Genomic DNA, 21277 nt, shown 5'->3' on the forward strand with positions numbered 1-21277 from the left:
ATCACCGCCCGCGACCAAGGCTGCGCATTCCCCAACTGCACCATCCCCGCCCCCTGGTGCGAAGCCCACCACACCACCTACTGGTCACACGGCGGACCCACCAGCACCGACAACGGCACCCTCCTCTGCTCCCATCACCACCACCTCATCCACAAAGAACAATGGACCATCCACATGCGATCCGGCATCCCCTGGTTCATCCCGCCACCCCACATCGACCCACGCCAGGTACCGCGGAGAAACAACTACTTCAGCCTCGAATGAGGGCAGCAAATGCTGCTTTCCTGCCGGCCTCCGGCTTCTCGTCAGGGCTTTCGGGAAGGTCGACCTCGATGTGTCTCCAGGGACACGCCGGTCATCGCCGAAGGAACTGGAAGGAGCGTCGGGCTTTAGGCGGCCCCGGGTTCCGCTGTCCGCAGTTCGCGGGCAATTGCCTTCGCCGCCAGTTTCGCTTCTTTGGCCATGTAGCCGATGGCTCCCGGGCGGGGCACGAAGCCGATGAAGCGCAGTCCGTCTGCCGCAGGCTCCCCGCCGACCACCCGGGGCGCTCCTCGCTCGTTGAGGACGCCGAGGTGGCCAACCAGTGGCGCCAGCTGCCGCCGGTATCCGGTCGCGCAGATGACAGTGTGCGGCCCGATGCTCGCGCCGCCCTCCAGGTGGACAGCTGATCCCTCCAGGGAGTTAACCGCGCCCACCACTTCGAAGCGACGGGCCTTGATGGCCTCGATGACTTCCTTGTCCACGATGGTTGGCTCGCCACCGGCACGGGCCACCCGCGTGAACACGCCCTCCTCGGGAACCGGGAGACCATACTCGCTGAGGTCGCCCGTATCCATGCGTTGTCCCCAGCGGGTGAAAGCGTCCGCAAAACGGACCGGGAACTTCAGAAGAATGACGCCGATCATGTCACCCGGGACCGGCCCAGGACTTGCCCGCAGCATGATGTTCGGCGGTGTGCGGACGGAGAGCCACACTTTGGCCGCCCCGCCTGTGGCAAGGTCGTGTGCGATCTCCATCCCGGAACAGCCCGGACCGACTACCAGGACGGATTTCCCGCGGAAGCGGGCCGGATTCCGGTACTCCGAGGAATGAAGAAGCTCGCCCGTGAAGTCTCCGCGTCCTGGCCAGTCGGGGATGAGCGGCGCATTCTCATAGCCTGTGGCCACCACGACTTGTGAAGTATTGATGGTGTCGCCGTTGGACGTATGGATCACCCAAGCCTGGCCGTCGCCGTCGTGATCGCGGTCAATCCGAACCGCGGCCGTGCCCAGCCGCCATTCGATTCCCGGTTCACGGGAGTGTCTCTCGAGATGGTCGATGAACTGGTCGCGCGTGGGGAACATCGGCGTGCCCTTGGGGAAACGCCGGCGGGGCAGATGCGATAGCGGGCGGCTCGTGTTCAGGCGCAGCCTGTCGTACCGGGTTCGCCACGAGGCAGCAACCTCTTCGGCCCGGTCAAGGACCAGCGGGTGAACGCCTTGGTCAAGGAGAGCCAGCGCCGTTGACAATCCGGCGGGACCCGCGCCCAACACCACAACCTGGTTCCCGCTCATTGGTCCACCATCCAGCGCTTAGTACCTGGGGAGGATGCGGACACGCGGCGGACTCCGCGGTGGCGCAACCCCTAAGCTGGGGCCAGTTTATCGCCGCCGCATGCCCCGGTGAAGGGAGCCGCGTCCGGGGCTACCGCGTTCCTGCCCAGCCGCTTTCGTGGCCCGCCCGTGGATGCAGTGCACATCCGTCCAGTCCCCGGGGCCGTAAATCTGGCCATTGCGATCTGACGGTTATGCGCAGCCGGTCGGCCTGGTCCCTCTAACCGAGGATGTAGTCGGACTTTCTAGGAATCGATCCGCGGCCGGCCCGGAACCCGGATGACCGCCCGGGATGACCCTGCAGTGCCACGGCCGGCCAGATGAGCACCTTCCTGTTGTGGCTGCGCACCGCGGCCACCGTCAGGGGTCCCAGGAACTCGATCGCGACGGCGGTGCCGAGCGGAATGTGCTCGATTGCGGCGAGGAACACGATCGTCACCAGCCCCGTGGTGATGCCTAGACCGAGAGCGGCAGCACATCGCCCGGGCGGACGGAGCACAGGGGCGGGCGGGCGATCGCCAGCAGGATGATGGCTCCCAATGCTGAGCCTGAGCCAGGCTGTTCCGGCGGGGCCCACGGTCTCAATCAGATCCACTGACAGGGCGGACCCTAACTGAACTGACAGGATCGCCGTCACGGCCAGACCCCACGGCGGGACCGGGACGTTCAAAGCGCTGCGCGTTTTCAGATCACGCATCGGTCGCCTCCGCCCACAGGTGCGGGCTCCGCCGCGGTCCGTAGCGCCGGACGAATGCGGGTAATCTTAGAGAGTTCCGGAGCCTGTATGGGCACCCGGACGTGTTTCGTGTCAGGCAGTAAAAGGCGAGGTTGATGGTCCACATCTGGAACGATCCGACCGAAGTCCCCGACGACTTTGGTCCTTCCGTTGTCACTATCGGCAACTTCGACGGCGTCCACCGCGGCCACCAGCAGGTGCTGTCCCAGCTGATCCGTACGGCCCGGCTGAACAAGGCACGGTCCGTCGCGGTCACGTTCGACCCCCATCCTTCCCAGGTCCACCGGCCGGAGTCCGCGCCCGAGCTCATCATGGGCCTGCAGGACAAGCTCCAGGCGCTGGGCGAGCTCGGCCTGGATGCTGTGCTCGTCATGAAGTACTCGCTCGAACTGGCGAGCCTTAGCCCGGAAGAGTTCGTCGGCACAGTGCTCGTTGACGCCCTCCACGTGAGCCACGTGGTCATTGGCCACGACACGCGGTTTGGCCGCGGAAACTCCGGTGACCTGAACACCATGCGCGAACTGGGGGAGAAGTTCGGCTTTGAGGTGCTCGTCATCAGCGAATTCGGATCCGAAGGCTTTCCGCTCCATGACGACGGCGGCACGGACCGCCGCTGTTCGTCCACCTGGGTGCGTGAGGCGCTGATGGCAGGCGATGTGGCCACCGCCGCCGCCGTGCTGGGGCGCCCCCACCAGATGCGCGGGGAGGTTGTCCACGGGGCCGCCCGTGGCCGCGCCCTCGGATTTCCCACCGCCAACCTCTCCTCTGAAGCCAGTGGACTCATCCCCGCGGACGGGATCTATGCGGGCTGGCTCGTGGACCAGGCAGGCACCCGGTGGCCGGCCGCCATCTCGGTCGGCTCCAACCCGACCTTCGACGGCGTCAGCCGCCAGGTCGAGGCCCATGTCATCGACCGCCCCCAGGAGTCCATAGAAGACTTCGATCTGTACGGCCAGACAGTAGTTGTGGAGTTTGTCGCCAGACTCCGGGGGATGGTGGCGTACCGTGGGCCTGAAGCCCTCGTGGAGCAGATGCGCCAGGACGTCGTGCAGGCCCACGACCTCCTTCTCAAGCGCTGATCCGTAAGCCCCACACAGTACTTGGCAAGGAAGGCAACGCTGTGACCGTGGAGAAAAACACCAGGAAACTGGACAAGGGAATCGTCCGCGATTTCAGTTCCAGAATGAGCTACGGGGCGTACCTTCAGCTGCCCACGCTGCTGAGCGCCCAGCGGCCCGTCAGCACACCCGAACACCACGACGAGATGCTGTTCATCATCCAGCACCAGACCACCGAGCTCTGGCTCAAGCTCGTGCTGCACGAACTTCGCAGCGCGGCAGAGCACCTCCGGGCGGACCGCCTGGGCACTGCCCTGAAGGGGATCGCCCGCGTCAAGCACATCCAGAAGACCCTCACCGAGCAGTGGTCCGTGCTGGCCACCCTGACGCCCACGGAGTATTCGCAGTTCCGCGGCTTCCTGGGGAACTCCTCGGGATTCCAGTCGAGCCAGTACCGGGCCGTTGAATTCGTGCTGGGCAACAAGAACCGGAAGATGCTGCCGGTGTTTGAGTCGGATCCGGAGGCTCACGCGCTGCTGCAGGAAGTCCTCGAGGCGCCGAGCATCTACGACGAGTTCCTCGCTTACCTGCACCGCCAAGGCTTCGACGTGCCCGCCGCAGTGCTCAACCGCGACGTTACCAAGGCCCATGAGTTCGTGCCGGAGCTTGTCCCGCTGTTCAAGCACATCTACGAAAACGCGTCCGACAACTGGGGCGCCTACGAGGCGTGCGAGGAACTGGTGGACCTCGAGGACAACTTCCAGCTGTGGCGGTTCCGGCACCTGCGGACGGTGCAGCGGACCATCGGCATGAAGGGCGGAACCGGCGGCTCCAGCGGCGCGGCCTTCCTGCAAAAAGCCCTCGAACTGACGTTCTTTCCGGAACTGTTCGCCGTGCGGACGGAGATCGGCCAGTGAGCACACTTAGCGAGGCCCATGACGCGCTCCTTGAGCGTGCCCTCCTCCTTGATGCCGAGGACCCCCTGTCCGCGTACCGGGAACGGTTTATTGGCACGGAAACTGACCTGTCCTACCTTGACGGCAACTCCCTGGGGCGCCCGCTCAAGAGGACAGCCGAGGACATCAACACGTTCATCCATTCAGGCTGGGGCGGCCGCCTGATCCGCGGCTGGGACGAGGAATGGCTGGAGTTGCCCCAGGCTATCGGTGACCAGCTGGGACGGGCGGTCCTGGGCGCCGCTGCCGGCCAAACCATCATCGCCGACTCCACCACCGTGGTGCTCTACAAGCTCATCCGCGCCGCCCTTGCCGCCGTCAAGGATCCCGCGAGGACAGAGATCGTCCTGGACACCGACAATTTCCCCACGGACCGCTACCTCGTCGAGGGCATCGCACGGGAGGAGGGACTGACGCTGCGCTGGATCGACGCCGACCCCGGCTCCGGTGTGACCCTTGACCAGGTGAGGGAGGCCGTAGGGCCGTCCACCGCCGTCGTGCTCCTCAGCCATGTGGCATACCGCTCAGGATTCCTCGCCGACTTGCCGGGCATCACGGCGGCAGTGCACGACGCCGGGGCGCTGGCCGTATGGGACCTGTGCCATTCGGCCGGATCAGTGGAGATCGCGCTGGACGCCGCCGGCGTCGATTTTGCCGCGGGCTGCACCTACAAGTACCTCAACGGCGGGCCCGGCTCGCCCGCCTTCGCATATGTCAATGCCAGGCATCTTCCGGGCCTGGCCCAGCCCATCTGGGGCTGGATGGGACGCCGGGACGCATTCGAGATGGGTCCCGGCTATGAGCCTGCCCCCGGCATCCGCGGCTTCCTCAGCGGAACCCCGGCCATTTTCGGGATGATCGCGATGCGCGGCACCCTGGACCTGCTTGAGGAAGTGGGGATGGCGGCAGTCAGGGAAAAGTCCCTGCGCCTCACGGCGTATGCGCTGGAACTCCACGATGCCTGGCTGGCCCCGGCAGGTGTCCGGCTCGCCACACCGCGTGCCCCTGAGCAGAGGGGAAGCCACATCACCGTCGACCATCCCTCCTTCCGCGAAGTGACCGCGGCACTGTGGGACAAAGACGTCATCCCCGATTTCCGTGCCCCGGCGGGCATCAGGATCGGACTCTCGCCGCTGAGCACCGGCTTCGCCGAGCTGCACCGCGGCATGGCCGCCGTCCGGGATCTGCTGCCGCCGCACTGACCCCATGTGCGATGGTGAACGCCTCCTGCGGCAGCCGCCGCGGCGTTTCGACAAGATTGCGACAAGGCCGGTAAACTAAACGGTGGATCCGGCTGCAGTCCGTGGTTGCTGGATCCTGTTTCGTGCGTACCGCCTGCTTTGACGGGTTGGTCCGCGCCGGCACACCCGGCAGTGAGTTACTGATTCGGGCCTCACGGCACATCTCTAGGAGTTATCGTGGCACTTGACGCCGCTGTAAAGCAGTCCATCATCAAGGAATACGCAACCACCGAAGGCGACACCGGTTCGCCCGAGGTCCAGGTTGCTGTCCTGACTCAGCGGATCAAGGATCTCACTGAGCACATGAAGGAGCACAAGCACGACTTCCACACCCAGCGCGGTCTGCTGGCCATGGTTGGTCGTCGCAAGCGCATGCTCACCTACCTCAAGAAGACTGACATCGCCCGCTACCGTGCGCTCATCGAGCGCCTCGGCCTGCGCCGCTAGTCTGACTTAGGGGGCGGCCCTTTCCTGCACGGAACGGGCCGCCTCTTTCAGTAGAAAACTAAACAGGAGGATCAACCGCATCACGCATTCGCGGTCCTCGGTAGTGATCCCCGGGAAAGCTTCGCTGACAGAAGCCTGGCCCGTGGGTCTCGATCGATGACCGGGTGCAGTGCAGGCCAGTAGACAGATGCTGGACTGGGTTGATGCGGCTGGACTTCCGTTAACAAAGAAACGGAGGTGACTCTCTTGGAGGGTCCCGAAATCCAGTTCTCAGAAGCAGTCATTGACAATGGCCGCTTTGGCAAGCGTGTAATCCGCTTTGAAACCGGCCGTCTTGCCAAGCAGGCAGCCGGCGCAGCCATGGTGTACATCGACGAAGACACCGCGCTGCTCTCCGCCACCACGGCAGGCAAGCACCCGCGTGAAGGCTTTGACTTCTTCCCGCTGACGGTTGACGTCGAAGAGCGCATGTATGCCGCCGGCCGCATCCCGGGTTCGTTCTTCCGCCGCGAAGGCCGCCCGTCCACCGAGGCCATCCTGGCCTGCCGCCTGATGGACCGCCCGCTGCGTCCGGCCTTCGTCAAGGGCCTGCGCAACGAGGTCCAGATCGTGGTCACCGTCCTGGCGATCAACCCGGACGAGCTCTACGACGTCGTGGCCATCAACGCCTCCTCGATGTCCACCCAGCTGTCCGGCCTGCCGTTCTCCGGCCCGATCGGTGGCGTCCGCGTTGCCCTCGTGGCGGACGAGCAGGGTTCGCAGTGGGTTGCCTTCCCGAAGCACTCCCAGCTCGAGAACTCCGTGTTCAACATGGTCGTTGCAGGCCGCGTTGCAGGTGACGACGTCGCCATCATGATGGTCGAGGCCGAAGCCACGGACAACTCCTGGAACCTGATCAAGGAACAGGGCGCAACCGCTCCTACCGAAGAGGTTGTTTCCGAAGGCCTCGAGGCTGCCAAGCCGTTCATCAAGGCCCTCTGCGAAGCCCAGCAGGACCTGGCTGCCCGCGCCGCCAAGCCCACTGTCGAGTTCCCCGTGTTCCTGGACTACCAGGACGACGTGTACGCAGCCGTCGAGGCCGCCGCGTCCGAGAAGCTGACCGCTGTCTTCCAGATCGCAGACAAGCAGGAGCGCGACAACGCATCTGACGAACTGAAGGACGAGGTTGTGGCGTCCCTGTCCGGCCAGTTCGAAGGCCGTGAGAAGGAAGTGTCCGCAGCGTTCCGCTCGGTCACCAAGCACGTTGTTCGCCAGCGCATCCTCAAGGACCAGATCCGCATTGACGGTCGTGGCCTGACGGACATCCGCCAGCTGACCGCCGAGGTCGAGGTTCTGCCGCGCGTCCACGGTTCGGCCATCTTCGAACGCGGCGAGACCCAGATCATGGGTGTCACCACGCTGAACATGCTGAAGATGGAACAGCAGATCGACTCGCTGTCGCCGGTGACGCGCAAGCGCTACATGCACAACTACAACTTCCCGCCGTACTCCACCGGTGAGACCGGCCGCGTCGGTTCGCCGAAGCGCCGCGAAATCGGCCACGGTGCGCTGGCTGAGCGCGCGCTCGTGCCGGTGCTGCCCTCCCGCGAGGAGTTCCCGTACGCCATCCGCCAGGTGTCCGAAGCCCTCGGCTCCAACGGCTCCACCTCCATGGGCTCGGTCTGCGCCTCCACGCTGTCCATGCTCAACGCCGGTGTTCCGCTGAAGGCCGCCGTTGCCGGCATCGCCATGGGCCTGGTCTCCGACCAGGTTGACGGTCAGACCCGTTACGCGGCCCTGACCGACATCCTCGGCGCCGAAGATGCCTTCGGCGACATGGACTTCAAGGTCGCCGGTACTTCGGAGTTCGTCACGGCCATCCAGCTGGACACCAAGCTCGACGGCATCCCCGCCTCCGTGCTGGCAGCAGCACTGAAGCAGGCCCGCGAAGCCCGCCTGCACATCCTCGAGGTCATCAACGCCGCGATCGACACCCCGGACGAGCTCTCCGAGTTCGCACCGCGCGTCATTGCCGTCAAGATCCCCGTGGACAAGATCGGCGAGGTCATTGGCCCCAAGGGCAAGATGATCAACCAGATCCAGGAAGACACCGGCGCGGACATCTCCATCGAGGACGACGGCACGGTCTACATCGGCGCCACCAACGGTCCGTCTGCCGACGCAGCACGCTCCGCGATCAACGCCATCGCCAACCCGCAGGTTCCGGAAATCGGCGAACGCTACCTGGGCACGGTCGTCAAGACCACCACCTTCGGTGCGTTCATCTCCCTGACCCCGGGCAAGGACGGCCTGCTGCACATCTCCGAGCTGCGCAAGCTCGCCAGCGGCAAGCGCGTGGACAACGTCGATGACGTCGTCTCCGTGGGCCAGAAGATCCAGGTGGAGATCACCAAGATCGATGACCGCGGCAAGCTGTCCCTCTCGCCGGTCGTGGCCGAAGAAGAAGGCGCCGACGCCCCTGAGGTCGCCGAGGCGACAGCAGAGTAGTCTGCACCGCCTTTCACGGCGCGGGCATTAGCGGCAGGGCCGGTGGATCATCCACCGGCCCTGCCGCCGTTTAAAGGTAGGATTGCAGGCAGATTTGGCTCCGCTTCCTGAAAGGCCTTGATGACTGTCGTACCCCTGCCGCTGGCGCAGAACCACCCCGGTGACACCCTGATCCATGGAGCTGACGGAGGCTCCGAAGTGCGCCGTTCGGTTCTGCCGGGCGGGGTGCGCGTGCTGACCGAGGCGATGCCGGGCCAGCGCTCCGCCACCATCGGTTTCTGGGTCGGTGTGGGATCCCGCGACGAGGCGCCGGGCCAGCACGGTTCAACACACTTCCTCGAGCACCTGCTGTTCAAGGGCACCCGGCGGCGCACCGCCCTTGAGATCGCCTCGGCCTTTGACGAAGTGGGCGGGGAATCCAACGCGGCCACAGCCAAGGAAAGCACCTGCTACTTCGCCCGGGTGCTGGACACGGACCTGCCGATGGCCATCGACGTCATCGCCGACATGATTACCGGCGCTGTGCTGGACCCCGCCGAGATGGAACAGGAACGGGACGTCATCCTCGAGGAAATCGCCATGGACAGCGATGACCCCACCGACGTCGCCCATGAGCACTTCGTCGCGGCGGTGCTGGGCACTCATCCGCTGGGGCGCCCCATCGGTGGTACCCCCGACGCCATCAGGGCCGTGGCCCGCGACTCGGTGTGGGACCACTACCAGCGCTACTACCGTCCCGATGAGCTGGTCATCACCGCCGCCGGCGGCCTGGAGCACGACGTCGTATGCCGCCTCGTGGTGGATGCCCTCCACGCTGCCGGCTGGCCGCTGGAGCCCGGCGCTGCCCCTGTGGACCGCCGCTCGACTGAACGCGCACAGATCGCCGGAACCGCGGGGCTGCACGTGGTCAAGCGTCCTGTGGAACAGGCCAACATCATCATGGGCTGCCCCACCATTGTGGCCACCGACGACCGCCGGTACGTCATGAGCGTGCTGAACGCCGTGCTCGGCGGCGGCATGTCCTCGCGCCTTTTCCAGGAGATCCGCGAGAAGCGGGGGCTCGTCTACTCGACGTATTCCTTCGCCTCCTCGTACGCCGATGCAGGCTACTTCGGCATGTATGCCGGCTGCACGCCCACCAAGGTCCGGCAGGTCCTGGAGCTGCTGGGGGCGGAGCTGGACAAGCTCGCCGAGGGCGGCATCTCCGAGGAGGAACTCCGCAAGGCCGTGGGCCAGCTCTGCGGCGGGATCGTCCTGGCTCTGGAGGACACCGGCTCTCGCATGTCCCGGCTGGGCCGCGCCGAACTCGTTTCCGGCGAGTACCAGGACATCGATGAGACGCTGCGGCAGATCAAGGCCGTGACCGCGGAGCAGGTCCGGGAGCTGGCCGGCGAGCTCGCGGCGGCGCCCCGGACGGTGACGGTGGTCGGGCCCTTCGAGGAGACCGAAACCTTCGGACTGTGACCCTTGGGAGGAATAATGGACCGGCCGCATCCGGGGACAGCCCACGAGGCACTTGAGATGTTCGTCGGGCGCTGGACGGGGACCACCGAGCTGGCTGCGTCGCCGTGGGGCCCTGCCCGGACCGCCACCGCAGAGGTGACGTTCACGAGGGCCGCCGGCGGCTTCGCCGTGGTCCAGACCTATCGGCACGTCGAGGCCGACGGCACACACTTCGAGGGCCATGGAGTGTTCACCGTGGATCCTGACCATGATGAAACCCTCTGGTACTACGTCGACAGCATGGGGCGGCCTCCGGCGGCGCCGGCGCGCGGCGCCTGGCATGATGCCGTGCTCACGGTGGAGCGGCACAGCGACCGCGGCACGGCACGGCACACTTTCCGGGTTGAGGAGGGGGTCCTCATCCACACCGCCGAGCTCCGGCTCGGGGACGCGCAGGACTACAGCCCCTTCATGACGTCAATCTGCCACCGTGCCTGAGCGACTCCACTAGGACGCCTGTGGAGATTAGCCGCCGGCGAAGGGCGGCAGGACGTCCACCACGTCGCCGTCGGCGAGAACCACCGAGCGGTCCCGTACGGCCACTTCATTGAGCAGGAAGCTGCTGCGGGCCAGGATCCGGTCCAGCCCCGGCGTCCCGGCCGGCGGCTCGGGGCGTTCGACGTCAAGGACAGCCGCCAGCAGTGATTCCACCGTGGACCCGGCCGGAAGGTCGAAGCGCTCTTCTTCCACGCCTGCCGCAGCGCGTGCGGCAGCGAAGTAACGTACATTCAAGGGTTCAGCCTCCGATGGCGCTCATGCTGCGGTCCGGCTGGACGAAGTCCGGGGCGTCGAGTCCCACATGGTCCATGCCGTGGGCCTTGGGCTTCAGCCACATGGCATCCTGCCAGCGTTCCACCAGTTCCTGGTCGCTGGCGCCCGCCCGGAGCAATCCGAGCAGGTCGAATTCCTCCCGGGAGAAGAGGCAGCTCATGATCTTGCCTTCCGCAGTGATGCGGGTCCGGCGGCAGTCGGAGCAGAACGGCTCGGTGACGGAGGCGATGATTCCCACAGTTCCCAGGACGGGGCCTTCCGGTTCGGCTGACCCTGCTGCACCAGACTCTGCTGCACCAGACCCTGCGGGTCGACGTCGAACTTCGAAGCGTTCGGCAGGAGCTCCGTCGCGGGCCCGCGGGTCCGGGCTCAGCACGTAGTCCGCGGACAGCAGGTCACGGATTTCCGCGGCGGTGATCATGTTCCGCCGGGTCCAGCCGTGGTCGGCGTCGAGTGGCATCTGCTCGATGAACCTCAACTCGTAGCCCCGGTCGAGGGCCCAGGCCAGCAGGGACGGCGACTCTGCGTCATTGATGCCGCGCATGAGCACGGCGTTGAGCTTAACCGGGCCGAGTCCCGCCGCCCAGGCGGCATCAACACCGGCAAGGACGCGGTCGAGAAACGGGCGCCTGGTCAGTTTGGTGAAGGTTTCCTCGTGCAGGGAATCGAGGGAGACGTTGATGCGGGTCAGCCCCGCAGCCTTGAGCGCGGCTGCCTTTTTATCCAGGCCCACGCCGTTGGTGGTCATGGAGATCGGCAGTGCCGGGTGCGCCTGCCGGAGCGCGGCAATGATGTCGATCAGATCGGCCCGGACCAGGGGCTCGCCGCCGGTCAGGCGCAGCTCACGGACGCCCAGCAGCTCCACGCCCACGCGCACGATGCGCACGATTTCCGCAGCCGACATGACCGCTTGCTTGGACAGCCACTCCAGCCCCTCGGCAGGCATGCAGTAGGTGCACCGCAGGTTGCACTTGTCGGTGAGGGAGAGACGCATATCCGTGGCCCGGCGCCCGTAGCGGTCAACGAGTCCGGCGGGAGCATCGGCGGGGCGGGCAGCGGGAACACCCGGCGCACCAGGAAGCGGGGCTGCCCCTTCGCGCGGCTGCGGCATGCCAAGCTGAACACTCATAAATTCAGGCTACGCCACGTTGGGCCAAGCATCACGCCCGTGACATCCCGCGGCCGGGCGGGACGTCCGGTCTTATGCTGGAAGGGTGAACGAGTCCCAGCCGGCGGCGCCCGGGGCCTCAGCCGGAATGCGCAGTTTCCCCACCTCTGGAGCTGGAGCGTCCGGACCCTCACCTGCCAGGTCCCGCTGGTGGGCGGCATCCGCCGGGATGGTGGCCGCCGGCACCGGACTGGTGGCCAGCGAGCTCATCGCAGGGTTCCTCAGTCCGTCCCTGTCGACCATGACGGCGCTGGGCGGGGCAGTCATTGATGCCGTTCCGCCGGGAGTGAAGGACTGGGCCGTTGCACTGTTCGGCACGGCCGACAAGCTTGCGCTGCTGGCGGGCATGGCACTCGTGATCGCAGCCCTCGCGGGCCTGTCCGGGGTGCTGGAGCTGCGCAGGCGCTATGCAGGGGCAGCCGTCTTCGCGGTTTTCGGAATCGTCGGTGTGGCGGCGGTCCTGACCCGGGCGCAGGTGACTGTCATCGCCGTCGCGCTCCCGGTCATCGCCGCCGGAATCGGCGGGATGCTGCTTCAGAGCTTGACGTGGCGCCTGGCCTCCTGGCAGGCAGGCGCGCAGCAGGGCCAGTCCGGCCGGCGCGGCTTCCTGCAATTGCTGGGTGGCACCGGCGCCGCGGTTCTGGTGGGCGGGGCAGTCGCCACGGCCTGGCGCGGCGGGGCAGCGGGCGTCAATGAGGTCCGCCGGACGTTGCGCCTGCCGGCACCTCGATCTCCCGCAGCAGCGATTCCGGCCGGCGCCGAGATCGGCCTGGACGGCATGGATCCGCTTGTCACCCCAAATCCGGATTTCTACCGCATCGATACTGCACTCTCCGTCCCCGTCCTGGACCCCCGGGAATGGAAGCTGAAGGTCACCGGCCTGGTGGAGCGGGAGATAGAGCTCGACTTCGAGGCCCTGCAGGCCAAACCGCTGCTGGAACGCCACGTGACCATTGCCTGCGTGTCCAATGAGGTGGGCGGCGACCTGATCGGCAACGCGCTCTGGCTCGGCTGGCCAGTCCGCGAACTGCTGGCGATGGCTGGCCCTCTTCCCGGCGCGGACATGGTGCTGTCGCGGAGCTCGGACGGCTTCACCGCCAGCACGCCCCTGGAAGTCCTCACGGACAACCGGGACGCGCTGCTCGCCGTGGGCATGAACGGCGAACCGCTACCTTTGGAACACGGCTTCCCGGTGCGGCTGGTCGTCCCCGGACTCTATGGCTACGTGTCCGCGACGAAGTGGCTCGTTGAGCTCAAGGTCACCCGGTTCGCCGATGACGTTGCGTACTGGACGCCGCGCGGCTGGTCCGAACGCGGGCCCATCAAGATCTCCTCCCGCATCGATGTACCCCGCGACGGCCGGTCGTTCCGTCCTGGCCAGGTCATGTTCGGCGGCGTGGCCTGGGCGCAGCACACCGGAATCGGAAAGGTGGAGCTGCGCGTGGACCGCGGCGGCTGGCAGCAGGCCCAGCTGGCTCCCGGCATCTCGGTGGACACCTGGTACCAGTGGCAACTGGGCCTTGACCTGCAGCCGGGACAGCATGAAGTGCAGGTGCGCGCGACCGATCTCCCCGGCACCGTCCAGGCAGAGGAGCGCAGGCCGGTTGCCCCGGACGGTGCCACGGGCTTCCACACCATTAGAGTTGACGTGACCGCATAGCCGTCGCTCCAGGAGGCAGGACCATGCACCGCCACACGCAGCCGCACGCTACTGCCGCCACGCCGGCTGCAGTTGTCCAAGAGGCAGTTGTCCACGAGGCCGCTGCCCACGACGCCGCTGCCCACGATGCGGCGAACGGGGCACAGACGCACGCTGGCGCACACACGCACCGCAGCGTGGCCGAACACCGTGACGCCGTCCGGGCACTCCTTGAGCCGCTGCGCAACGCCGGGCACATCGAGCGGCTTGCCCTTCCCGATGCCCTGGGCCGGGGACTGGCCGAGGACATCACCGCGACGCTGGACCTTCCGCCCTTCGCCAACTCGCAAATGGATGGCTTTGCCGTCCGCGCCGCGGACGTTCCGGAAGGCGGTGCCGAACTGCGCGTCGCCGCTCCCGTTCCGGCCGGCGCCCGTCCCGCGCCGCTGCAGCCCGGGACGGCCGCCCCCATCATGACGGGCGCCATGGTCCCGCCGGGGGCCGACGCCGTTATCCCCATTGAGCGGGCGGTCCCCGCAGCTTTTCCGGCTCCCGGCGCAGAGGCCACCGTGCGGCTCCCTCCAGTGGCTGCCGGGACGTTCATCCGCGAGTCCGGCAGCGATATCCGTGCGGGTGAAGCTGCCCTGGCGGCCGGCACCTGCCTCGGCCCCGGCCAGCTGGGGCTGATCGCTGCACTGGGCATGCCGGACGTCCTGGTACACCGCCGGCTGACGGTGCTCCTCGTCACCACCGGCGACGAAGTGGTGGAACCGGGAGGTCATCTTGGGGCCGGCAAGATCTTCGATGCCAACGGGACCCTGCTGGAAACATCGCTGCGGCAGGCCGGGCTGGCCGTTATCAGGGCTGGCATCTCAACGGACGACCCCGCCGTCCTCTGCAACCTGCTGCGCCGCCACGTCCCGGAGGTGGACCTCATCGTGACCACCGGGGGAGTCAGCAAGGGCGCGTACGAAGTGGTGCGGCAGGCCATGGACGGCCAGGACGTGCACTTCGGCCACGTGGCCATGCAGCCGGGCGGCCCACAGGGGATCGGAACGTTCGACGGCGTGCCCCTCCTGGGGTTCCCGGGGAACCCCGTCAGCTGTCTCGTCTCGTTTGAGATGTTCCTGCGGCCGGTTCTCAGCGGGCTGTTTGGCTCGCCCTCACCACGGAGCGTGGTTCACGGCCGGCTCCTCGAGCCGCTCACGTCACCGGCGGGCAAGCATCAGGTACGGCGCGGAACCCTGTTGCCGGACGGCACCGTCCGGCTTGAGGGCGGCGAGAGCTCGCACCTGGTCCGGGCGCTGGCCCAGTCCAACGCCCTTGTCCAGGTACCTGAAGGAGTATCCGCGCTCGCCCGGGGCGCCGAAGTGGAAGTATGGATGTTGTGACTGCAGAAAATAACGACGCCGCGCTGACGCACCTGCGGAGCGACGGCACCGCCCAGATGGTGGACGTGTCGGCAAAAACGGAAACCACACGGGAGGCGACGGCCAGTGCAACGGTCCGGAGCACGCGGGAAGTCCTGGCACTGCTGGGCACCGGCGGCCTGCCGAAAGGGGACGCCCTGGCCGTGGCGCGGGTGGCCGGCATCATGGCCGCAAAGAAGACCCCGGAACTGATTCCGCTGTGCCATCCGCTGCCGATATCGAAGGTGACGGTGGACTTCGAGCTCGGCCCGGACAGGGTGGACATCTTCGCCACCGTCAAGACCAGGGGGGTGACCGGCGTCGAGATGGAGGCGCTGACGGCTGCCTCCGTCGCGGCCCTGAGCGTCTACGACATGATCAAAGCCGTGGACAAGCACGCCGTGCTGACCGACATCAAGGTACTGGCCAAAAGCGGCGGAAAGAGCGGGGACTGGAGACTGTGAGCATGGCAGGAGCACCGCACGTCCACGGTGAAGTCCAGGGGAGGAAGGCCGGAGTCGTCATTGCCTCGACACGCGCCGCCGCCGGCCTGTACCAGGACGAGACCGGGCCGGTCATCATGGACTGGCTCACCGAGCACGGCTTTGACGCGTTCCCGGTCATGGTGGTTCCCGACGGCGAGCCCGTGGGCGCCGCGATCAGGGCGCTGCTCACCCAGCGCCCCGCCGTCGTGATCACCAGCGGCGGCACGGGGCTCAGCCCCGATGACCGGACGCCGGAGATGACCCTGCCACTGCTTGACCGGGAGATTCCCGGCATCATGGAAGGGATCCGGCAGGCAGGCATCGCCAAGACCCCGCTGGCGATGCTCAGCCGCGGGCATGCCGGGGCAGCCGGCGCAACCTTTATCGTTAATTTGCCCGGATCACCGAAGGGCGTCATGGACGGACTGTCCGTCCTCGATCCGGTGATCGGGCATCTCTGTGACCAGCTGGAGGGCGGACATGGGCACTGAACAGTCAGCTACGGGACATGCAGCTACCGGACATACAGCCACCGGCCAGCTATTCGAAGTGGTGCACGCCGTGCTGAGCGCGGAGCCCATCTCCGTTGACGAGGCCATTGCCGCCGTGGAGTCGGATACAGCCGGCGCGGTGGTCAGTTTCAGCGGGGTTGTGCGAAACCACGACGGCGGCAAGCCTGTTGAACGGCTGAGCTACAGCGCCCACCCCACGGCGCACCAGGCCCTCGCCGACGTCGTGGCGCAGCTGGTGGCCGAGCACTCCGGCGAGACCGGTACGCCTGTTCGCATCTGGGCAGCGCACCGCGTAGGTTCCCTGGAAATCGGAGATCCCGCCTTGGTCTGCGCCGTTGCGGCGGCACACCGCGGGCAGGCGTTCGCCGTCTGCTCCGAACTCGTGGACCGCATCAAGGATCAGGTCCCCATCTGGAAGGAACAGTTCTTCACGGACGGCAGCGTGGAATGGGTCGGGGCCGGAGCCTGACGCCCTTGACCTTTACGTAACGTCAACCCCTAGTCTCGTTATCGGGCCGGAAGGGCCGGCCCGACAGGGACAAACCTGCGGAGCAGGGGGAGGACTGATGGACTGGTCGATCCAGGAAATAGCGAAGATCGCCGGCACCACCAGCCGGACGCTGCGCCACTACGACGACATCGGGCTGCTCAAACCGACCCGTACCGGCCACAACGGCTACCGGTACTACGACGCCGCCGCCCTCGTGCAGTTGCAGCGCATACTGCTGCTGCGCCAGCTGGGACTTGGCCTTCCCGCGGTATCCGAGGTGCTCCGGCACGAGACGGATGCCGTGAGGGCTCTCAGCGGGCATCTTGAGTGGCTTCGGCAGGAGCAGGCGCGCCTGGCCAGGCAGGCGGCCTCCGTCCGGCAGACCCTGGAATCACTGAAAGGAGGCGGAGAACTCGTGGCTGAAAATATGTTCGATGGATTCGACCACACGCAGTACAAGGACGAGGTCGAAGAGCGGTGGGGCAAGGACGCCTACGCAGCCGGGGATTCCTGGTGGCGTGGAATGGGCGCGGAGGAGAAGAAGGCGTGGAAGCAGGGCGCCGAAAAACTCGGCCGTGACTGGATCCGCGCCGCCGAATCAGGTGCCTCAGCGGACAGCGCCGAGGCGCAGGAGCTGGCCAGGCGCCATGTTGAGTGGCTCACGGCCATACCTGGCACCCCGGCATCGGCCCTTGAAGGTGACACGAAGGGCTACGTGACAGGCCTTGGCGAGATGTATGTTGCCGACCCGCGATTCGCCGCTAACTATGGCGGTGAGTCGGGTGCCCGCTTCGTCCGCGACGCGCTTCGCGTCTACGCAGAGAAGCACCTGTAGGTCGTCTGCAAGGTTCCGGCCGACGCGCAGTGGCCGGGCCCGGCGCTTCCTCGGGGAGTGCGTCCGGGCCCGGCGGTCCTGCAGAAGACGGTTCGCGGCTACCTTCAACTTCAGGACCCTCCCACTTTCGCCGCAGGGACTTGGGAAAAGCCGTGATGTGCGGCCCTGACGCGGGGTTTTCCCGTGGCCTTCTGCCGGGGCGGCTCCCGTACGTGGGGGGCAGGGGGCTCCGGACAGGGGGTCCCGGGTCCGGCTTTTTGTAGCAGAGCTGCGACACGATGGCGGTCGCCGGTAACAGGTGGCCAGCCGCCGAAGTGGGCGGGGCCGGCTGTTCCCTGCGGGCCCGGACGTTTCCCGGGCAGGTCTCAGGTCAGTGGGTGAAGGGGCCCACCGGCCGATTTGCAGGAAGGAGTGGGCCGATGGAGCCGGGCGACCCTCACATGGAGACCCTGTTCCAGGGGCTGCAGACAGCACGTCGAGTGCCGGGGGCGAGCCCCGGAAGATCGGGAACCCCCGGGTCACCGGCAGCGGAGCTCAGGCCAGGGGTTCCAGGGCACGGTGACCCGTCACTTCGCGGACAGGTCCTGGATGTCATCGCTGACATCATTTCCGGAGCGGCGACGTCCCCGGATGTCCGCCGCCGGCTTTTGCGGCAGCTGATGGACAACCCCGGGAACCCCGAGCAGGCCCTGCTCCTGCATATCCTGGACTTAGAAGGTCCCTGAGCCCGTTGCGGCGGTCCGGATGTACGGATCACGCAGGTGATCCAACAGCGCCCGCTCGGGGTGGCCCGGATTCTCGGCCAGATGCTGCAGAAGGCGGGCACGGACCTCGGGGCGCGCGGGCTCCTCATCAGAGAGGACGTCGAGGATGATGTCCACGATCTGCCGGCGGAGTTCCGGATTGCCAAGCTGGACGCATGAAAGCTGACCCGGCGCGGCTGCTTCCCATTCCTGTGGAACTGTTTCCTGCGGAGCTGGGGTTTGGTGCAGCTCGCGAATCCCCATGCGCATTGAGGCCTCCTTCGGCTCGTTGAAGTCTCGATCCATGCCCCCTTGGTGCTTCCATCATGGGCCCCGAACGTGAAGCATGAATGAGACTCGTCTGAGAGTCTTCTCATACGGGTTCCGCCCGGCAGCCGGGCGAAAGGTAGGGTTGAAGCCATGATCGAACAACTTCCTGTCGCCGTGCTGGGCGCGAACGGGCGCATGGGCGCCGAAGCCGTCAAGGCCGTGGAATCCGCTCCCGATATGAAGCTCGTCGCTGCCCTCGGGCGCGGTGATTCACTGACCTCGCTGACGGACGCAGGTGCCAGGTTCGTGGTGGACCTCACCGTGCCGGAGAGCACCGAGGCCAACGTGCGCTTCGCCGTCGAGAACGGCATGCATGCCGTTGTGGGCACCACCGGCTGGGACCCCGGCAGGCTGGAACGGCTTGGATCGCTGCTCGCGGGCCACGAGGGCGTGGGCGTCCTGATTGCACCGAACTTCGCCTTGGGCTCCGTCCTGGCGTCGGCTTTTGCCGCCAAGGCCTCCAAATATTTCGAGTCCGTGGAGGTCATCGAACTCCACCACCCGGACAAGGTTGACGCGCCCTCCGGCACAGCTGTCCGCACGGCCCAGCTGATCGCCGCGGAGCGGGCCTCGGCGGGCGTCGAACCCAGCCCCGACGCCACCACCAGTGAGCTCGCGGGCGCCCGTGGCTGCGAGGTGGACGGAATCCGCGTGCACAGTGTCAGGCTCCGCGGCCTGGTGGCGCACCAGGAGGTCCTGCTCGGCGGCCCGGGGGAGCAGCTGACCTTTCGGCACGATTCGTTCGACCGCGCCTCGTTCATGCCCGGGGTCCTCTTGGGCGTGCGGAGCGTTGCGCGGCACCCCGGACTGACCGTGGGTCTGGACGGCTACCTGGATTTGGGGCTGTAGACAACGTGGAACGCCCCTTTGGCTGGCTGAAGAAGAACCGCACCAAAATCTGGGTGGGCGCGGTGACGCTTCTGCTGGTCTTCTACCTCATCGTGTCCTTCCAGCGGTCCGTCCTGCTGCTGACGGACCCCGAACCGGTGGCCAAAGCCATCGGGGCGGCGTACCTGGTCCTTCCCGTCATCGGCGCCTGGGCCCTGATCCGTGAACTGCTGTTCGGCGCCCGCACCGAACAGATGGCGAAGGTGCTGGAGGCCGAAGGCGGCCTTCCGGTTGACAACCTGCCGCGCACGCCGGCGGGAAGGATCGTCCGCGCCGCTGCGGATCAGGAATTCGAGAAATACCGCGCCGAGACCGAAGCCGCCCCCGACGACTGGCGTTCCTGGTTCCGCCTCAGCTGCGCCTACGACGCTGCCGGAGACCGCAAGCGCGCGCGTGCCGCCATGCGGGACGCGGTGCGGCTCTTCCAAGCCTCCAAGGGCGCCCTCGCGCGCTAGCTGGACAGCTAGCGGACCCTGTCCGGTTCATGCCGCCCCACCTGGTTCGCGGCGTGGCCCAGCCATTCGAGTGGCCCCCGCTTCTTCAGGAGCAGGAATGCCATTCCGATCAGCACGGCCAGTGCGGCATGGGCGAAATACATCCCGTCCTCCGTCCAGCCGGCCGGCAGGGGCTGGAGATGGAACGAGGCCACCACCCACACGTGCACCGTGTACAGGGTCAGGGTCATCGCGCCGGCGCCCCGAAGGGGCAGCAACAGATCCAGGTCCAGCCATTCCCCGAGCTTGCCAACCAAGAGACATAGCCCGACGACGGCCACTGCCACGCCGCTGGTGTGCAGCAAGTCCAGCGTGGTCCCTGAATGCGGTGCACTGGCAGCCAGCCACCACCACGACCCCTCCTGCCGGACGCCGGCCAGGTTAACCTGCAGGATGCTGTCCAGCGGATAGTTGGGATCCGAGAGTATTTCCTGCAAAGCGGCCCGGCCGCCCCAGGATTCCATGGCGGCTGTGCCCAGAACCTTGGCGAACGCGGCTACGGCGCTGCCGGCAGTCAGCAGCAGCAGGGGAAGGCCGGCCGCTGAGAGTGACAGCCTGCCGATGATGAGTCCCACCAGCAAATAAGAGATCCACTGCAAAACGGGGTAGTAGCCCGTCAGGAACAGGTCGCCAAGCAATTGCCCGGGCGTGGACAGGTCCTCCCACCCCGGATTGTGGTTCAGCTGCAGGGGCGGATCCGAGGCCATCAGCCACGGCCGGAGCAGGAAGGCGAGCACAGGGGATCCCACAATCCAGCCGGCGGCCCAGGCGCAGAGGGCCTTCAGCCCCAGCCCGATGAACGGCAGGATGCACAGGAAGAGCACGGCGTAGTGCACGAGGATCACCGCGACGTTGACCTCCAGGCCGCCAAGGGCCAGGCCGACGACGGCAATTACCAGCGCGCGCAGGGCTATGCCCCGCCGGGCGGCCGTAAGGGCACTGCCTTCCAAGGGACGCTGCTTGCCGGTGGAGAGCGCAAGTCCAATTCCTGCCAGGACGGCGAAGAGGGCGGCGGCGCGGCCAGAAAATGTCAGCCCGATCCAGGTGGGCGTCATGTTGGCGTCCGACTCGAAGGTGGGCAGCAAGTGGGTGGCCATCATGCCAAGGAGGGCAAGGCCGCGGGCGGCGTCAATGCCTGCAAGTCGGGTGCCGGCTGCAGGGCCTTTCGAGGTTTTGGACGATGCAGCCGTACTCCGCGAGGTCATGATGTGATCGTCTCACATCCAGCCTGCCGGAGGCTTGTGTTCGAATATATGTTCGAATACTATTGCGGCATGTTCAAGGAAACGCGCAGGGAACCCTTCAAGGAGCCGCGCAGGCAGCCGCCACGCAGCACCGACGGTCCGCTGCAAGCGATGAGTCCAGGGGTGGTGGACTACCTTTTCAGGCAGCTTGTGGCGGGGAAGCCGGCCGAGGACGTGCAGTGGGGCTGCGAAGGAATTCCGCTCTCCGCCCAGCCGCCCGGGGCGGAGTTGGCCAGGCGGCTGTCAGAG

23 protein-coding genes and 1 pseudogene are annotated in these 21277 nt (G+C 66.7%); 18 read left to right on the plus strand and 6 right to left on the minus strand.

Going from position 1 to position 21277, the window contains the following annotated elements:
- Nucleotides 1-264 (plus strand): HNH endonuclease signature motif containing protein (locus AC3A3W_RS02005; RefSeq protein ID WP_487440222.1); only part of this gene is annotated, 264 nt, incomplete at its 5' end.
- A gap of 125 nt (nucleotides 265-389) precedes the next feature.
- On the opposite strand, the gene AC3A3W_RS02010 is transcribed toward AC3A3W_RS02005, so the two are convergent.
- Together AC3A3W_RS02010 and AC3A3W_RS02015 are read right to left on the minus strand one after the other, a co-directional pair.
- A complete protein-coding gene (locus AC3A3W_RS02010; RefSeq protein WP_487440223.1) occupies nucleotides 390-1553 on the minus strand; it encodes a flavin-containing monooxygenase in 1164 nt (387 codons plus the stop codon).
- 259 nt (nucleotides 1554-1812) lie between these two features.
- A complete protein-coding gene (locus AC3A3W_RS02015; protein WP_487440224.1) occupies nucleotides 1813-2031 on the minus strand; it encodes a hypothetical protein in 219 nt (72 codons plus the stop codon).
- Nucleotides 2032-2423: 392 nt separating this feature from the next.
- On the opposite strand from AC3A3W_RS02015, the gene AC3A3W_RS02020 reads away from it, so the two are divergent.
- The 7 genes from AC3A3W_RS02020 to AC3A3W_RS02050 all read left to right on the plus strand — a co-directional run bounded on the left by AC3A3W_RS02020 (nucleotide 2424) and on the right by AC3A3W_RS02050 (nucleotide 10458).
- On the plus strand, nucleotides 2424-3407 hold the full coding sequence (locus AC3A3W_RS02020; RefSeq protein WP_487440225.1) for a bifunctional riboflavin kinase/FAD synthetase: 984 nt from the start codon (nucleotides 2424-2426) through the stop codon (nucleotides 3405-3407).
- 41 nt (nucleotides 3408-3448) lie between these two features.
- Entirely contained in the window at nucleotides 3449-4303 is an 855-nt protein-coding gene (gene kynA / locus AC3A3W_RS02025; RefSeq protein WP_487440226.1) for a tryptophan 2,3-dioxygenase, read from the plus strand.
- A complete protein-coding gene (kynU, locus tag AC3A3W_RS02030; protein WP_487440227.1) occupies nucleotides 4300-5544 on the plus strand; it encodes a kynureninase in 1245 nt (414 codons plus the stop codon). The genes kynA and kynU overlap by 4 nt, the downstream gene beginning before the upstream one ends.
- A gap of 216 nt (nucleotides 5545-5760) precedes the next feature.
- Nucleotides 5761-6030, plus strand: a complete 270-nt coding sequence (gene rpsO, locus AC3A3W_RS02035) for a 30S ribosomal protein S15 (RefSeq protein ID WP_215050635.1) — start codon at nucleotides 5761-5763, stop codon at nucleotides 6028-6030.
- Nucleotides 6031-6276: 246 nt separating this feature from the next.
- Complete coding sequence (locus AC3A3W_RS02040) at nucleotides 6277-8517, plus strand: polyribonucleotide nucleotidyltransferase (RefSeq protein WP_487440242.1); 2241 nt, start codon at nucleotides 6277-6279, stop codon at nucleotides 8515-8517.
- Nucleotides 8518-8637: 120 nt separating this feature from the next.
- Nucleotides 8638-9981, plus strand: coding sequence for a M16 family metallopeptidase (locus AC3A3W_RS02045; protein ID WP_487440228.1), 1344 nt, complete (start codon nucleotides 8638-8640; stop codon nucleotides 9979-9981).
- Nucleotides 9982-9996: 15 nt separating this feature from the next.
- Complete coding sequence (locus tag AC3A3W_RS02050) at nucleotides 9997-10458, plus strand: DUF1579 family protein (RefSeq protein WP_487440229.1); 462 nt, start codon at nucleotides 9997-9999, stop codon at nucleotides 10456-10458.
- 27 nt (nucleotides 10459-10485) lie between these two features.
- Here AC3A3W_RS02050 and AC3A3W_RS02055 read toward each other — a convergent pair whose 3' ends face one another.
- Together AC3A3W_RS02055 and moaA are read right to left on the minus strand one after the other, a co-directional pair.
- The gene (locus AC3A3W_RS02055; protein WP_487440230.1) at nucleotides 10486-10752 is read right to left on the minus strand and encodes a MoaD/ThiS family protein; all 267 of its coding nucleotides are present in this window, start codon (nucleotides 10750-10752) and stop codon (nucleotides 10486-10488) included.
- A 4-nt stretch (nucleotides 10753-10756) separates the two neighbouring features.
- Nucleotides 10757-11920 carry a GTP 3',8-cyclase MoaA gene (gene moaA, locus AC3A3W_RS02060; protein ID WP_487440231.1) on the minus strand — a complete coding sequence of 388 codons (1164 nt, stop codon included), beginning with the start codon at nucleotides 11918-11920 and terminating at the stop codon, nucleotides 10757-10759.
- Between the two features lie 208 nt (nucleotides 11921-12128).
- On the opposite strand from moaA, the gene AC3A3W_RS02065 reads away from it, so the two are divergent.
- From AC3A3W_RS02065 to AC3A3W_RS02095, 7 genes are all read left to right on the plus strand, one after another.
- Nucleotides 12129-13619, plus strand: coding sequence for a molybdopterin-dependent oxidoreductase (locus AC3A3W_RS02065; RefSeq protein ID WP_487440243.1), 1491 nt, complete (start codon nucleotides 12129-12131; stop codon nucleotides 13617-13619).
- A 23-nt stretch (nucleotides 13620-13642) separates the two neighbouring features.
- Nucleotides 13643-14989: a molybdopterin molybdotransferase MoeA gene (locus AC3A3W_RS02070; RefSeq protein WP_487440232.1), complete on the plus strand. Its 1347-nt coding sequence runs from the start codon at nucleotides 13643-13645 to the stop codon at nucleotides 14987-14989.
- On the plus strand, nucleotides 14977-15471 hold the full coding sequence (gene moaC / locus AC3A3W_RS02075) for a cyclic pyranopterin monophosphate synthase MoaC (RefSeq protein WP_487440233.1): 495 nt from the start codon (nucleotides 14977-14979) through the stop codon (nucleotides 15469-15471). The genes AC3A3W_RS02070 and moaC overlap by 13 nt, the downstream gene beginning before the upstream one ends.
- Before the next feature lie 2 nt (nucleotides 15472-15473).
- Entirely contained in the window at nucleotides 15474-15983 is a 510-nt protein-coding gene (locus tag AC3A3W_RS02080) for a MogA/MoaB family molybdenum cofactor biosynthesis protein (protein WP_487440234.1), read from the plus strand.
- The gene (locus AC3A3W_RS02085) at nucleotides 15973-16473 is read left to right on the plus strand and encodes a molybdenum cofactor biosynthesis protein MoaE (RefSeq protein WP_487440235.1); all 501 of its coding nucleotides are present in this window, start codon (nucleotides 15973-15975) and stop codon (nucleotides 16471-16473) included. The genes AC3A3W_RS02080 and AC3A3W_RS02085 overlap by 11 nt, the downstream gene beginning before the upstream one ends.
- Before the next feature lie 97 nt (nucleotides 16474-16570).
- On the plus strand, nucleotides 16571-17329 hold the full coding sequence (locus tag AC3A3W_RS02090; RefSeq protein ID WP_487440236.1) for a MerR family transcriptional regulator: 759 nt from the start codon (nucleotides 16571-16573) through the stop codon (nucleotides 17327-17329).
- Nucleotides 17330-17748: 419 nt separating this feature from the next.
- Nucleotides 17749-18054: a hypothetical protein gene (locus AC3A3W_RS02095; protein ID WP_487440237.1), complete on the plus strand. Its 306-nt coding sequence runs from the start codon at nucleotides 17749-17751 to the stop codon at nucleotides 18052-18054.
- Here AC3A3W_RS02095 and AC3A3W_RS02100 read toward each other — a convergent pair.
- Nucleotides 18040-18342: a hypothetical protein gene (locus AC3A3W_RS02100; protein WP_487440238.1), complete on the minus strand. Its 303-nt coding sequence runs from the start codon at nucleotides 18340-18342 to the stop codon at nucleotides 18040-18042. The two genes, AC3A3W_RS02095 and AC3A3W_RS02100, sit on opposite strands and share 15 nt — an antisense overlap.
- 150 nt (nucleotides 18343-18492) lie before the next feature.
- Between AC3A3W_RS02100 and dapB the strand changes: the two genes are divergently transcribed.
- Together dapB and AC3A3W_RS02110 are read left to right on the plus strand one after the other, a co-directional pair.
- Nucleotides 18493-19251: a 4-hydroxy-tetrahydrodipicolinate reductase gene (dapB, locus tag AC3A3W_RS02105; RefSeq protein WP_487440239.1), complete on the plus strand. Its 759-nt coding sequence runs from the start codon at nucleotides 18493-18495 to the stop codon at nucleotides 19249-19251.
- A gap of 5 nt (nucleotides 19252-19256) precedes the next feature.
- Nucleotides 19257-19745 (plus strand): hypothetical protein, encoded by a 489-nt coding sequence (locus tag AC3A3W_RS02110; protein ID WP_487440240.1) that lies wholly within the window; start codon nucleotides 19257-19259, stop codon nucleotides 19743-19745.
- Nucleotides 19746-19753: 8 nt separating this feature from the next.
- Here the strand turns inward: AC3A3W_RS02110 and AC3A3W_RS02115 are convergent, their stop codons facing one another.
- A complete protein-coding gene (locus AC3A3W_RS02115) occupies nucleotides 19754-20989 on the minus strand; it encodes a heparan-alpha-glucosaminide N-acetyltransferase domain-containing protein (RefSeq protein WP_487440241.1) in 1236 nt (411 codons plus the stop codon).
- A gap of 69 nt (nucleotides 20990-21058) precedes the next feature.
- Between AC3A3W_RS02115 and AC3A3W_RS02120 the strand changes: the two are divergent.
- Nucleotides 21059-21277: pseudogene (locus AC3A3W_RS02120) on the plus strand (hypothetical protein); the annotation flags it as partial.

The organism is Arthrobacter sp. Soil_N43 (assembly GCF_057655195.1).